This is a genomic window from Methylobacterium sp. WSM2598 (assembly GCF_000379105.1).
Lineage (GTDB): Bacteria > Pseudomonadota > Alphaproteobacteria > Rhizobiales > Beijerinckiaceae > Methylobacterium.
On sequence record NZ_KB900609.1, the window covers coordinates 6,681,582 to 6,695,247 of the forward strand.

At 61.8% G+C, this 13,666-nt stretch carries 6 protein-coding genes and 6 pseudogenes; 8 read left to right on the plus strand and 4 right to left on the minus strand.

Going from position 1 to position 13,666, the window contains the following annotated elements:
* Positions 1–648 precede the first annotated feature (648 nt).
* The 3 genes and pseudogenes from MET2598_RS41690 to MET2598_RS37685 form a co-directional block, all read left to right on the plus strand.
* A complete protein-coding gene (locus MET2598_RS41690) occupies positions 649–1,275 on the plus strand; it encodes a hypothetical protein (RefSeq protein WP_157182294.1) in 627 nt (208 codons plus the stop codon).
* Between the two features lie 28 nt (positions 1,276–1,303).
* Complete coding sequence (locus MET2598_RS40065) at positions 1,304–2,995, plus strand: cell wall hydrolase (protein ID WP_157182295.1); 1,692 nt, start codon at positions 1,304–1,306, stop codon at positions 2,993–2,995.
* Between the two features lie 16 nt (positions 2,996–3,011).
* Positions 3,012–3,450, plus strand: a pseudogene (locus MET2598_RS37685) (integrase core domain-containing protein); the annotation flags it as partial.
* 222 nt (positions 3,451–3,672) lie between these two features.
* On the opposite strand, the gene MET2598_RS0131070 reads toward MET2598_RS37685, so the two are convergent.
* Positions 3,673–4,899, minus strand: coding sequence for an IS256 family transposase (locus tag MET2598_RS0131070; RefSeq protein ID WP_018263507.1), 1,227 nt, complete (start codon positions 4,897–4,899; stop codon positions 3,673–3,675).
* 155 nt (positions 4,900–5,054) lie between these two features.
* A pseudogene (locus MET2598_RS0131075) lies at positions 5,055–6,452 on the minus strand (IS1182 family transposase); the annotation flags it as partial.
* Positions 6,453–6,655: 203 nt separating this feature from the next.
* Between MET2598_RS0131075 and MET2598_RS0131080 the strand changes: the two are divergent.
* A complete protein-coding gene (locus tag MET2598_RS0131080) occupies positions 6,656–7,669 on the plus strand; it encodes an IS110-like element ISMtsp9 family transposase (RefSeq protein WP_018263363.1) in 1,014 nt (337 codons plus the stop codon).
* A gap of 237 nt (positions 7,670–7,906) precedes the next feature.
* On the opposite strand, the pseudogene MET2598_RS0131085 reads toward MET2598_RS0131080, so the two are convergent.
* Positions 7,907–8,176: pseudogene (locus MET2598_RS0131085) on the minus strand (transposase); the annotation flags it as partial.
* 180 nt (positions 8,177–8,356) lie between these two features.
* On the opposite strand from MET2598_RS0131085, the pseudogene MET2598_RS0131090 reads away from it, so the two are divergent.
* Positions 8,357–8,697, plus strand: a pseudogene (locus MET2598_RS0131090) (IS66 family transposase); the annotation flags it as partial.
* Between the two features lie 810 nt (positions 8,698–9,507).
* Positions 9,508–9,963: a hypothetical protein gene (locus MET2598_RS41700; RefSeq protein WP_157182297.1), complete on the plus strand. Its 456-nt coding sequence runs from the start codon at positions 9,508–9,510 to the stop codon at positions 9,961–9,963.
* A 447-nt stretch (positions 9,964–10,410) separates the two neighbouring features.
* On the opposite strand, the pseudogene MET2598_RS40535 reads toward MET2598_RS41700, so the two are convergent.
* Positions 10,411–11,499: pseudogene (locus MET2598_RS40535) on the minus strand (IS110 family transposase).
* Between the two features lie 75 nt (positions 11,500–11,574).
* On the opposite strand from MET2598_RS40535, the pseudogene MET2598_RS37695 reads away from it, so the two are divergent.
* Positions 11,575–12,758: pseudogene (locus tag MET2598_RS37695) on the plus strand (IS3 family transposase).
* 67 nt (positions 12,759–12,825) lie between these two features.
* Complete coding sequence (locus tag MET2598_RS0131110) at positions 12,826–13,653, plus strand: IS5 family transposase (protein ID WP_018263512.1); 828 nt, start codon at positions 12,826–12,828, stop codon at positions 13,651–13,653.
* The last annotated feature ends 13 nt before the right edge of the window (positions 13,654–13,666 follow it).

Genomic DNA, 13,666 nt, shown 5'->3' on the forward strand with positions numbered 1-13,666 from the left:
CGCAGAGAAGCAAGAGTGATATCGTGCGCACGCACGCGTCGCCTTCAGCTACCCGATTCGCCTAACTTGCTTGATCTGGTTGGCTACCGATAAACGGCGGCATCTTGTGTCCTTATCGAGTAATGCATAAATTTCGCTTGCTCCCGGCAATCGGGACCTGTGTCCAGCCGGCCAGTGCACGTCACCAATCTGGCCGCTTCGACCCTAGCCGCCAAGAGCCGAGACCTGAAGCGGCAACTGTCCGAGACTCTTGTCACATCTGGTCACTGCGATCCGACGTGCACCTTACACTGTAAGATTAGGTGCGCCTGGAACAGACTTAACGTTTTCCCCTCTCTCAATCTCAGTCAGGTCGCGTTCACGAGCAATATCGGTGGACCGGCGCTTCGCCCGGCTTTGGTGTATCCGAAGCTGACAAATGGCCACCAAGTAAGGTTGGTGGCATAGGGCAAGGCAGACGTGGGCACTACCGTTGAACTGCCTGCTTCTCGAGCGCGAACACCCCCGTCACCATCCTGGAGTCCACCGGCATCTTTCCTCGCAGCCAAGCGTATGAGTAATTACTCAAAATGCTACATGGTCCTTGACGTTAAACTCAAACCGGACGTACAATCGCCCAAAGTTCCAAACCGCATGCTAGGAATCGTCATGCGTTCCTTTCTGCTCCTTGCTGCCCTTATTGTATTCCCACAGCTTAGTTTGGCGCAACCACAATGCCTCAAGGGCGGTTTCGCGTACAGCGAAGGAGCCTCATCCTGCCTCCCAAAAGTGCAAGGGGATCGTGTAGAGCAGTACTTATTTTCATGCAAAAACGGTGGCTGGGTAAATTCTGATCAAAAATGCCCAGAAAAATATTCTGATTTTTGTGTTGCCGGACCATTTTCGGTACCAGTGGGAACAATACTTGTTATTGGTTCAGGCCCTGAAAGTTTAGAGTGTATATTATCAGGTCAATGGCAGCGCGCCGGAATCAAGCCCCCAAGCCCCAGTGACAATTTTCGAGAAGCGGACGAACGTTTAGCAAGGAGCATTCAATTGTTTCTGAGCAAAGAGAATGTTGGGCTTAATTGCTCAGCACAAGATTGCTCTGGGAAAATAGACGATGGAACTAAATCGTCAATCGTCGAATTCGTGAGAAAGAATTTTTCTAAAATGACCTCGGATGAGAAAAAAAGATGGGGCATTGACAAACAAAGCCAGATCGAGAGCGTGATACGCAGTAAAAGTCCAGCCGAAATCGCGAACTTATTTGCTGAGACTTTTAGCGTGCGATGAATCCTGTCTAGATTAATAGGAAGCTACTATGCGCATAACTGCCAACTCTGAAAGTAAATATCCGCTGTTAGGATCCCTATTGGAAGAAATTGGTGAGGCGGTTTCTAACAGCCCGAATTTCTGCAAGGCTCTAATCGAGTCCTCAGGGGTTAGAGATGATGATGTATATGAGGCGTTAAATTTAAATACTAATCCGTGGATTGAGGTTGATGTTGTCGAAAATAGTGACGGCCGGGGGAAATATGACCCTAATCGTCCGAATACGATCTTAATAAGCAAAGAAATTGTTGATAGACTTTCCAGCCCGGGCGGTGTATCTGCTTCTCGCGAATGCGCCATTGTTTTGTGCCGAGGCATTCTGCACTGGCTTGCGAAGGCAGAATGGTCCCAACCGTCAAGTCCGCCCGGTGCTGCATTCGAGCTGCTTGTTGCAACGAATGACGATTTGCAGTTCCCTTCGCATGAAGTCGGCGGGTCCCAGCTCAGTCCAGGCGCAAATGTGTCGGAAGCAGATCCGAGTCAACGGCGGAAGAGTGTCAGCTACAAGCTTGGAGCTACGATTCTCGACGTAGCTAAACAGCATCTCGGCAAGAAGTACGCGTTCACTCCGACGCCACAATATGATCAGCCAGATTGGCCCGGCCCCTTCGATTGCGCTGAGTATGTCTCCTATTGCGCATTTCGAGCTTACGATATTCCCTATGGGGTGGTGATAGATCCTATTAGCAAATACAATTCTTACACCGGTTACTGGAAAAGAGATGCTGAGAAATTGGGCATTATGATAAGCTGGCGTGATGCGCTCCATATTCCAGGTGCCATACTTCTGCGTTTCCCACCCAGCGGGGAGCCCCCTCCGTATGGACATATAGCTATCTCATTGGGCAATGGTGAAGATATCTACGAGGCGAGAGGCGCGAAATATGGCGTTGTGAAATCTAAAGCAACCGGCCGGGAATGGAATACTGGCGTTCTCATACCAGGGGTACTTTATGATACACCTGACGGAACAGGTGGTGAAAATCTAATCTTCAAAGTACTCCAGCCACTGGCCGGATATAGCCCGTGCGTCGAGCAGATCGAGCAGCGATTAGCTGATTTGGAGTATCTCGCGCCTATTCAAATCGATGGAGTCTATGACCTAGTAACCGCTAAAGCTGTTAGTGCCTTCCAGAATCACGTCGGGATTGCTGTCGATGGAGAGGTTGGGCCTGATACAGGTCGTGCTCTCGGCCTTGGTGAGATTTGGGATAAGGCGCCCGTACCTGGCAAGCCCGCGCTATCAGCTCCGCCGCCGGACAGCGATAGCGCAATTGCCGCTGAGATACTAGTTTTGGCGCGCACTCTCTATGGCGAGGCTCGTGGCGAACCATTGAAGGGCATCCAAGCCGTTGCTAACGTTATCATTAATCGCGTTAACTCCGGACGTTATCCTAATACAATTTCCAAAGTATGCCTACAAAGGCGCCAGTTTTCCTGCTGGAACATAGATGATCCGAATTACAAATTGATAAGTAAGCTAAAGTTTGGCGACAATTCTCAATTTGATGAGATATATAAAGTCGCCCAAAGCGCCGTGATGGGTGAACTGCCAAATATCATCGGCGATGCATTACATTACCACGCCACCAGTATAACGCCCTCGTGGATAAAAAACTCGCCACGAGCCAGTGAGGTAGCCACCATTGGAAACCATCGTTTCTGGAGTAATATTCGTTGACAGGTGGCGCGCTCTTCGACGGTTGCGGGCCCTGACGGTGGTTGATGCCTTCACGCGTGAGGCGCTGGCGATCGAAATCGACCAGGGCATCAAGGGCGAGCAGGTCGTGGCTGTCGTCGCCCGCTTGTCTCTCCTGCGCGGAGCACCGGGTGCGATTCAGGTCGATCACGGGCCTGAGTTCGTCTCGAAGGCGGCTCGATCGCTGGGCCTACGAGAACGGCGTCATGCTGGACTTCTCACGTCCTGGCAAGCCCACCGACAATGCGCTGGTCGAGTCGTCTAAAGGCCGCCTCCGCGACCGGCGCTTGAACGCGTACTGGTTCTGTTCGTTGGCCGATGCCCGGGCCAAGATCGAGGCGTGGCGGCGGCAGTCCGACGAGAGCCGTCCTCACACAGCTTTGGGGTGGCGGACGCCCCAGGAATTCGCCCTGGCAGCGGCCCGAGAGGCCGCCTAATGAGACCCGGAGGCTCACCCGTCGGGCGGACCTAGATCCGGGGGACCGCCCGTGCCGGGAGGTGATTTCGCTAATTCTCTCGTGAGATGGGCCGCAGTTGTAAACGGGCTTCGAACCTTGGTTCTTCCGCACTTCGTGTGGCGCGGGGGCGTGTTCCGGTGGGGGCTTCATATCTCCGGGGACTGTCGGAAATTTCGTGTTTGGGCAGGCGGTTGAACCTGCTCAGGCCATGGCCCGTGTAAAGCGCTCGCCGAAGAGGATGGCGAACTGCGCCTTGGCCATGGCCCACTCACGCGGCGCCATCCTCCACTCCTTCGCGGAGCGGTTCAAGACCAGGAACAGAAGCTTCAGTGCGGCCTCGTCCGAGGGAAAATGGCCCCTGGCCCGCACCGCCCGGCGCAGCTTGGCGTTCAAAGCCTCGATGGCGTTCGTCGTGTAGACGATCCGGCGCACGTCGGCCGGGAAGGCATAGAACGGGATGACCTCGCTCCACGCCCGTCGCCAGCTCTGGCCGATGGCGCCGTACTTGCGGCCCCACTCGCCCTCCTCAAACGCCGTCAGCGCCTTCTCCGCCGCTGTGGCATCGGTGGCCTGGTAGATCGCCTTCAGCGCTGCCGCGACGGACTTGCGGTCCTTGTAGGAGGTGAAGTCCAGGCTGTGGCGCAAGAGGTGAACGATGCCGGTCTGAACTGTGGCCTCCGGAAATACCGAAACGATCGCCTCGGGAAAGCCCTTCAGGCCGTCGACGACCGCCAGCAGGATGTCCTCGACGCCGCGGTTCTTCATCTCAGTCATGATGCGCAACCAGAACTTGGCGCCCTCGTTGGTCTCGATCCAGAGCCCGAGGATCTCCTTGCTTCCGTCAGCCCGCACCCCGAGTGCGAGGTGGACCGCCTTGTTGCGCACGAAGCCCTTGTCGCGGATCTTCACCCGCAGAGCATCGAAGAACACGATCGGGTAGACCGGTTCGAGCGGCCGAGCCTGCCAGGCGGCGACCTCCTCCAGGACGGCATCAGTCACCGCGCTGATCAGGTCGGGCGAGACCTCAACGCCATAGAGATCGCGCACGTGCCCGACGATCTCACGGGTGCTCATGCCCCGGGCGTAGAGCGAGATGACCTTCTCGTCGAAGCCGGGAAAGCGACGCTGGTACTTGGCGATGAGCTGCGGGTCGAAGGTGGCGTGGCGATCGCGCGGCACGGCCAGCTCGAACGTGCCGGTGTCGGTGGTGACCGTCCACTTGCCATAGCCGTTGCGGCTGTTGCCAGCGTCGGCCCCGTCCTGGCCCGCGAGATGGTGGTCCATCTCGGCGTTCAGGGCGCGCTCGGCCAGCGCCCTCTTGAGGCTGTCGAGCAAGCCGCCGGGATCGAAGGCGGTCTTTGGATCAGCACCGGCGAGCAACTGGTCGAGCACGCCATCGCGGATGCTGGGTGCTTTGCGGCGGGCCATCGGGGATCTCCTGCGTTCCCATCATGCCCGCCCGAACACGGAAATCCTGACAGTCCCCGCTGGCTTCGCGCTTCTCCGGCAACGTGTCCTTGCTCGGTTTTGACCGCCTCCGCGCCACACGAAGTGATATTGGTGACGAATCCGGCGCGGCGCAGTCAAGCTGCGAGTGAATGCAGCCGAGCAAAGGCTGAGTGGGGTGTTCGCGCCTTCGGTTCGTCTGCGAGCCACCGCAGCAGTCGCACCAAGTTCATCGCCGCTGCCGTCATCAGATGGGCGAGGTGCGTCTTGGCCTGTCCGAAGTACGGTGTCCGCCGGAGCCGAGATGACCGCAAACCTTGTGCAATCGTGCCCTCGACGCCAGCTCGCCGGGCGTACTCGGCTGCGAAGTCCGCGGTCTTCTCCCGCTCCCGCCCGACGCGCAACGCCTCGTGCTGGGCTTTGGGGCGGATCGTGATCGCCCGGCGTGCCGACCTTGAGCGTGTGCACTGCGGGCGCAGCGGGCATCCCGGGCAGTCGCGGACCGCGAACTTGATCTTGATCACCGGTGTCGTGCCGTGGACGAGCGTGGGCGTCCAGCTCTGGCTTTCCTTCCCTCCCGGACACGTTGCCCGCCGCTGAGCGAAGTCGATGGTAAAGTCCCGCGCGGCGAAGCCGGCGCCGGCCTGGGCCTGCCATTGCCGATCACCCCGCGTCGGGCCGATCAGATCGATCCCGTGGCGCTCCTGGGCCTCCACGAACAGCGCCGCGTTCACGAAGCCGGTGTCGGCGATGTGTGTCCTGGGCAGCAGGCCCCGTGCAGCGAGCGCCGCGTGGATGGTCGAGGTCGTCGCGTCGTCCGAGACCGCGGCGGTCGTCGTCTCGACGTGGGTGATCAGGTTCGGGGTGCCATCGTCACACGTCTCGGTCAGATGCACCTTGTAGCCGCTCCACACCGTCGCGCCCTTGCTCGCGTAGCGCGCCTCCACGTCGTACGGCGAGCCGATGTACCGACCCGACGGTGGCACCTGATCGTTCGTCCGCCACGCGACGCGGGCGCCGTCCGGCCCGTGCTCGACGAGGAAGTTCTGCACCCAGACGCGTCGCAGGATCTCGAGGGCCGCGACGTCCCGCAGGACCGGCGGCGCGCCGTCCGCTGTGGCGAGAGCCAGCAAGGTGAACCCATCGATACCGGTCTGCACCGCCCACGCCCGCCGGCCAGCCTGGCTCTTGGGCAGCCGGAACTCGCTCGCGCGAAGCCCGTAGCGTTCGACCCACGTCGGGGTCGTGCACGCGCGCAGCCAGTCGGGCGCCACCGTCGCCAGCTCGTTCAGCGCGTGGCGCAGTGTTTCCCCGACAACTTCGAGCCGGCTCATGGTGCGCATCGCCCCGAGGACGTGCGTGGAGTCGCTGCGCTGGCGCCCGCCGCCCTTCAGCAGTCCACGCCCTCGTGCCAGTTCGAGGGTCGCGTCGAAGAGCCGGCTTTCCGCTCCATGCGCGAGAAGGCGCGTGCGGAACTCGCTCAAGACAGTGTGGTCGAAACCGGCGTCAGCCAGTTCCAGGCACAGCAGGTACTTCCTGTACCTGACGACGAGCCGTGCTTCAGTGCGGCTTGGGCGTCCGGCGATCTGAGGTATTTCCGGTCCGACGCAGGCGTAGCTCAGCAACGCCTGTGCCGCGATCGCCGATTGGCACGATCCCGGATGCCCTGTCGCGTTCCTCCGAACAGTCGCTGGGGCTCCGCTCGCGCGGACGCCCGCGTACAGGACAGGATCCGCCCATGCTCAGTCCCGGACTGGTGGCCGGCATCGATGCCGGCAAGCACTTCCTCGATCTCGGCTTCCATCCTGCCGGCAAGCCGATGCGCTGCGACAACAATCCGGCCGGCATCAAGCGCCTGATCGCGGCCTTGCGGCAACGAGGCGTCATACGCGTCGCCCTGGAGGCGATCGGTCCTTACGCTCAGCCTCTCGTGCATGCCCTCGTTGCCGCCGGCTTCACGGTGGCGCTGATTGATCCGCGACGGGTCAAGGCCTTCCGCACTGCCGAGGGGCTGATCGCCAAGACCGACCGGCTGGACGCGGCGCTGATCGCCCGCTTTGCTCATCGCATGAGCGAGTCTCTGCGCCCGGTTCCCACGGCCGACCAGGTGACCCTCAAGGCTCTGTCGACGCGCCGGCGCCAGCTCACCGAGCTGATCGCCATGGAGAAGACCCGGCTGGCCCAGGCCCTCGATCCGATGATCGTCGACAGCCACCGGGCCGTCCTCCAGGCCCTGACGCGGACTTGTGCCGAGGTTGAAGCCGAGCTCGACCGGCGCATCGCTGCCGACCCGGCCTTGGCCCGTAAGCGCATCATCCTCACCTCGATCCCGGGGATCGGCCGGCGCATCGCCGGCGTGCTGATCACCGATATGCCCGAGCTTGGACGGCTCGACCGCAAGGCCGCCGCGAGCCTGGCTGGCATGGCTCCTCATCCCAGCCAGAGCGGGGCCCATCCCGGCCGCCATGCCATCGCTGGCGGCCGGCCGTGCCTGCGGACTGCCTTCTACATGGCCGGCATGGTCGCCGCACGCGCCTGTCCCGCTTTCCGAAAACCCTATCGCGCCATGAGAGACGCCGGCAAACCGGCCAAGCTCGCCATCGTGGCCACAGGGCGACGCGTCGTGACCCTGGCGAATGCTCTCCTCCGCGCCAACAAAACTTTCGACCAGAGCGACCTGGTGACTTGTCAGGCGACTTCCGGGACGGCTCCCCTCGCGACAACGGGGCAACACCAGCATGCGCTGGCGTGATCGCTGGCTTGATCGGAGGGTCGATGCCTCGCATCGACCCTCCGCCTCATGACCGTTCGCCGGCGGGGGCGGGTCAAGGCCTTGTCGCGCAACGCGCGATGGCGCGGAGCGCCAGCCTTGACGCGCACACGACGGTGAACAACCCGACGCTGGAGCGCCTCTCGGGCGGGGCCAGCCATCCTGTTTCTAAGAGGTCAAACCGTCGTATCGCCTCCCAGGGCTTGACCCGCGATACAGTCGCCAGTCGATCCGTGTACGGACCGCGTCGGCGGCTTGCCGATCGGTCAGCCCCTCCATGAACTGCAGCAGGGTCGCGAGGGCGAGCCGGACCGGCGCCTCTGCGGGCCGTCCCCGCGCTGGGAACAGGTCGGCGAAGTCGCCATCCTCCACGACCCTGTGCAGATCGTCGTAGAGGCGCATGACCGGATTGCCATTCGGAAAGTTCGCCCGCGCGACCTGCGCGGTCCGGTCCGGCACGACATACGTGCGCTTCACGTCGAGCGACATCACCCACCCCCGGCTGGCTTGGGGCCGCATCGTCGCTCAAACGCAGCGCGTGGGTCGTCCTCTCATCGCAGGAGCCGCGCCGAATTCGCCACCAATATCAAAGTGCGGAAGAACCAGGATCCAACGCCCGCTCACAGCAGTTAGCTGGAACGTCTGAGCAAGCAGGAGTTGACCGAGCTGATGCTGTGCCTGCAGCGCCCGCAGACCACCTCGCGCACCTCCTCTAAACCGCCCTCGACTGGTCGCAAGGAGCGGCGCGAGCAGGCCAAGCCTGGCGGCGCCAAGCCGGGTCACGAGGGGCGCGGCGGCACACTCCTCGCCGATCCTGACGGGGTGGTCGCGCAGATCGTTAGCGTGTTCGAACGGATCGACCTGCGCGAAGTGACGCCGCTCGTCATCCAGCATCAACAGCTCGCGGTGCGCTGCCCGTCGTGTGGCAGGCGCGTCGTCCCTCCGGTGCCGCAGGCGGCGGCCCGCACGCCGTTCGGTCACGCCTGCACGCGGTGGCGACCTCCCTGAAGATTTTACATAGGAGCATCAGCATGAAATGTGGCACCTGGTCCGGGTCGCGGTTCTCGAGGAATGATGGGCATTTCCTTCGGGGTTCGTATCGCTCAGATTGAAAGGTAAGTGTAATGACCAAGGGGCAGCAGGAAGCTAGAGCAATCCTTGAGAGGGCGTTCGACGCGAAAGAACGAGTACGAGTTGAGTTCTCGGACGGCACGGCGCGCGAGGGTAAACTTGACAAATTCCAAGTGATGCAACAGGCGGCTGTGCTCGCCGAACACATACCCTTTCAATTTCGCTTCCAGGGCGACACAAACATCCATCGATCAGAGGAGATTGCGAAGGCGAGTACGGTATAGGCGCCAGCTAATGCAGCACTTATCCGGACGATGCAGCGCTGCCATTGACAATATCGACAATGAACTTGGCCAGCTTGGTCTAGACGAAGGACATGGACCTGTTGTTGTGCTCGGCGATGTAGCGGTTGATTGTATGCGGTGCTCTCAGGCCGCTTCGACGAGAGTGAACTTGGTAGGGTCAGTACAGGGATCGTCGCTCCGGACGAGAAAGAAGCGTTTTTTGGCACGAAGTTGCGCGGCAAGCCCGACCAGGATACAATGTCTACCTATCGGTGCATAATGTTGACAGTGTCTACCGAGGCGACCGCCAGGACCGACAGGTCTCACCGCTTACGCGACCGGTAAGGCCCCTGGGCCCGAGATGGCTCGACACAGTCATGCGACGGCGGCCTCGGCTCACCTGCCAGCGGGAAATTTAGCGCGCATTTGCTTAAGCAATAAATATGACCTCAATGGGAGGAAATCATGAGCTCAAGCAGAATGCGAGGCTACATCAAGGATTATTATACAGTTAACAGGCAGAAAAAGCATATTTCGTCCGATGATAATGAGATTCTGTCACGTCTTGAGAATATATTGGCCCAGGCAAGCCTCAGAACGCCGATCGATGAAGCAAAGCTGCCAGCTAAGAGGTGCGACATAGAGCGAATAATCGTCGAGAAGCTGCACCAAGCGGCTGGCGACAGCGGATCAGAGACCCGCCTTATAAGGATATTTATTGCATTGGGACGTTTTACAAAAGACGCGGGCGATAAAACTAAACTCGAAGAACTTTTTTCTGTCCGAGGTGGGATCGATGCAGTATATGGCATCGTTTCAGCTGTTAATTACGAGAAAAAATTATGCACCGTTGTTCGACAGCAAACGGACAAGTACAAAACGCGACTTATCACTCTGGGTTATGGTCGATATGTCCGATAGCAATGGACGCTTATTTTATGCGTTTCTATAGCAATAGCAACACAAGATTTCACTCGATCTGTGATAGTGATTTGAAATCGCATAAAATTGGCACTCGCTGATCGCAACCAAGTCCGTTATATTGCGACCTGGACATAGGCGACAGAAACAATCGAAAACTAGGCACGGAGCTCACCTGTTCTGCAGACGCCAACGTATGGCCCACCCCGTCTGCAAGCGGGTTTTGTGAGGTGATCTGACCGGTCTGCGCCAACGTATCCGGTCTCGGGGTCGTGCCCCGGCCAAGATGGGTTCTGAGCACCCTGGTCCTTATAATAGCTTCGGTGTCGAACGCCATTTTTTGTGCCAGGATCAAAGGGTGCCGGATCAACCGTCAGGCCATCTCGCGTCCACCGCCTGCAGACTTCGTCGATTGCCGGGCCGGGCTGCCCAGACGACCCGTCCCGTTTAGGCCGGCATAGGCTCGGCCTTCTTGACCGCATAGCTCTCCCCGGAGCGCAGCAACGCCCAGGCGATGCGGGCCAGCTCACCGGCGAGCGCCACGACGACCTTGTTCTTGTGCGTGCGCCCGAGAAGGCCGCGGAGCCAGCTTCCCATCGCGGTCGGGCTCTCCGCATGCGACGGCAGCGCCGCCCGAGCGCCGTGGATCAGCAGCGTGCGCAGCTACGTGTTGCCCCGCTTCGTGACCCCAGGAGACGCGGCTTGCCGCCCGTCCCCGCCTGCCGCGGCACGAGCCCGAGCCAGGCCGCGAGGTCTCGGGCCAGCAGAACGTCTCGCCCGCGCCGATCGCCGCGACGAGAGCGGTCGCGTTCAAGGCGGCGAAGCCCGGGATGCCGGCCAGGCGTCGCACGGCCCTGTCCGCCTGCGCCTGCTGAACGAACTCGGCCGTGAGCGCGGCGATGCGTCGGTCGAGCTCGGCCCATTCCGCGCGCATGTCCTCGATCAGCTGGACGATCCGGCCGCTCAGGAGCGCCGGCGGCTCGGCGTCGTTCAACAGCTCCGCCAAGCGGACCTCCAGCTGCCGACGCCCTTTGGCGATCACGAAGCCGCGCTCGAGCAGCGTGGCGCGCAGCTGGTTGATCAGCGCCGTGCGCTGGCCGACGAGGGGGGTGCGGGCGCGATGGAGGATCTGAGCGTCGAGCTGCGCCTCGCTCTTGAGCTCGACGAGCCGCATGGTCGGCCGGGTCGCCGCCTCCGCGATCGCTTCCGCGTCCCGCTCGTCGTTCCTCTACGCCTTCATGTAGGGCTGCACGTACTCCGGCGACATGAGCCGGACCGCGTGACCTTGGCCGCCTGTCAACGCCGGGTGCATCGTCCTCAGATCCGCCGAAGCAAAAATCCCCACCTCTGCCGATCACCTTGAGACGGGATCGGGATCGCGCCGCAGCACGCTTCCATCGTAACCGTGCAGGCCGGCAGCGTCGCGGCGAGCCGGACGACGCCCTCCCGCGTCAGCCGGCGCCGCAGGACGGGATGGTGGAGCGCCTCAACGGGCGTGTGCGGTGTGAGGTGCTGGGCATCACGATCTACAACCATCGTGATCTTGAGATGATCCTCCCTCGGTTTCACGGACACCTCTGATACGCTCTGGCGGAGCGGGGAAGGTGCCGGATGGCGAAGACGAGACGGGAGTTCACGCCCGAGTTCAAACGCGAAGCGGTCGCCCTGCTGGAGAGCAGCGGCCGGCCGCAGATGCAGATCGCGGCCGAGCTCGGGATCCAGCCCTCGATGTTGCGGCAGTGGCGTGCAACGCTGAACGGGGCACCGCCCCGACCGCGGCCGGCAGGATCGACCGGGGCCTTGCCATCAAGCCCGATCGCCTCGCCGTCCGATCAGGCCGCCGAGATCGCCCGTCTGCGGCGTGAGCTCGACCGCACGCGCATGGAGCGCGACGTCCTAAAAAAAGCCATCGGCATCTTCGCGGAGATGCCCACGTGACCTACGCCTTCATCGAGCAGCATGCGCGGACCTGGCCGGTGCGTCTCATGTGCCGCGTGCTCGACGTCTCCCCCAGCGGCTTTTACGGGTGGCGGTCACGGCCTGAGAGCGCCCGCTCGGCCTCCAACCGCCAGCTCCTGGACGATGTCCGGCGCATCCATGCCGCCCACCACCGGCGCTATGGTGCCCCACGCGTGCATGCCGCCCTGCGGGCCGAGGGCCGTTCAGCCAGCCGCGGGCGGGTGGAGCGTCTCATGCGCCGGCACGGCATCCGTGCCCTGGCGGGGCGTCGGTTCCGGCCCTGCACGACCGACAGCCGTCACGATCTCCCNATCGCCCGGAACCTCCTGAGGCAGAACTTCTCGGCCGCGCGGCCGAACACGGTTTGGCTGGCCGACATCACCTACCTGCCGACCGGCGAGGGCTAACTCTACTTGGCTGCCGTCCTCGATCTGGCCACGCGCAAGATCGTCGGCTGGTCGATGCGCGATCATATGCGCACCGAGCTGAGCGTGGCTGCGCTGATGATGGCCGCCCAGCGGCAGCGACCGGCCGCCGGGCTTATCTGCCACTCGGATCGCGGCAGCCAGTACGCGGCCGAGGCCTACCGGAGGCAGCTCGCCGGCATGGGGGCCAGGCCGTCCATGAGCCGGACGGCCTGCTGCTACGATAATGCCCCGATGGAGAGCTTCTTCCACACCCTCAAGGTCGAGCTCGTCCATCAGCGACGATGGGCGACCCGGGATGAGGCGCGCCGCGACCTGTTCGCTTACATCGAGGGCTACTACAATCGGCAGCGCATCCACTCGGCACTCGGTTATCTCACGCCCGAGCAAGCCGAACGGACCGCGAGCTAAACTCCCCGTGTCCGCGAAATCAGGGGAGGATCAGTCTGGAAAATCTCCTGATGGCCAACTGAGTGAGATGACCACTCAGCATTATGCCACCGATCTCAGCGACGCCGAATGGGAGATCCTCGCGCCGCTCCTTGAGCCGCGCACGCGGCGCGGACGGCCGCGCACGCATGCTGTGCGCACCATGCTGAATGCCGTGCTGGACGTGCTGCGCGGCGGCGTGTCCTGGCGGCTTCTCCCGCATGACTACCCACCCTGGCACAGCGTCTATGACCGGTTCCGGCGCTGGCGGTGCAGCGGGACCTGGCATGCCATCAATGATGCCCTGCGCGAGAGGGCTCGCGCTCTGATGGGCCGCATGGGAGCACCGCGGATCGCCATCATCGACAGTCAGACCGCGCGGACCAGCGAGGCAGGTGGAGAGCGCGGGTATGACGGCGGCAAGCGTCTGTGTGGACGCAAGCGTCACCTCGTCGTGGACAGCCAGGGCTTAGTCCTGCAGGCCTGCGTTCATCCGGCTGACGTCCATGATCGACGCGGAAGCGAGCAGGTTCTGCGCGACTTGGGCGGCCGCTTTCCTGAGATCTGGCAGCTGTTTGCCGATATGGGCTACCAGGGGCTTGGGTCCTGGCTTGGGGAGCATCTGGCCTGGCAGCTGATGATCGTGCGGCGACCCCGTCGCTGGTGTTGGGTGGGCCCGGGGCAGGCTCCGCCGGCGCTGCCAGTGGGCTTCTCGGTTCTGCCGAGACGCTGGGTTGTCGAGCGCACCTTTGCTTGGCTCGGCCGCAATCGTCGCTTAGCCAAGGATTGGGAGCGGCTCTCGGTCACGACCGAGACCTGGATCTATCTCGCGATGAGCCGCCTCATGGCAAAAAGAATAGCAAATACAAAAGCATAGAATTTCCAGACAC

Bases quoted from the DNA above. Each gene is read 5' to 3' on its own strand.
- MET2598_RS41690 (WP_157182294.1), top strand. From the start codon at position 649: ATGCGTTCCTTTCTGCTCCTTGCTGCCCTTATTGTATTCCCACAGCTT.
- MET2598_RS40065 (WP_157182295.1), top strand. From the start codon at position 1,304: ATGCGCATAACTGCCAACTCTGAAAGTAAATATCCGCTGTTAGGATCC.
- MET2598_RS0131070 (WP_018263507.1), bottom strand. From the start codon at position 4,899: ATGGCCCGCCGCAAAGCACCCAGCATCCGCGATGGCGTGCTCGACCAG.
- MET2598_RS0131080 (WP_018263363.1), top strand. From the start codon at position 6,656: ATGCTCAGTCCCGGACTGGTGGCCGGCATCGATGCCGGCAAGCACTTC.
- MET2598_RS41700 (WP_157182297.1), top strand. From the start codon at position 9,508: ATGAGCTCAAGCAGAATGCGAGGCTACATCAAGGATTATTATACAGTT.
- MET2598_RS0131110 (WP_018263512.1), top strand. From the start codon at position 12,826: ATGACCACTCAGCATTATGCCACCGATCTCAGCGACGCCGAATGGGAG.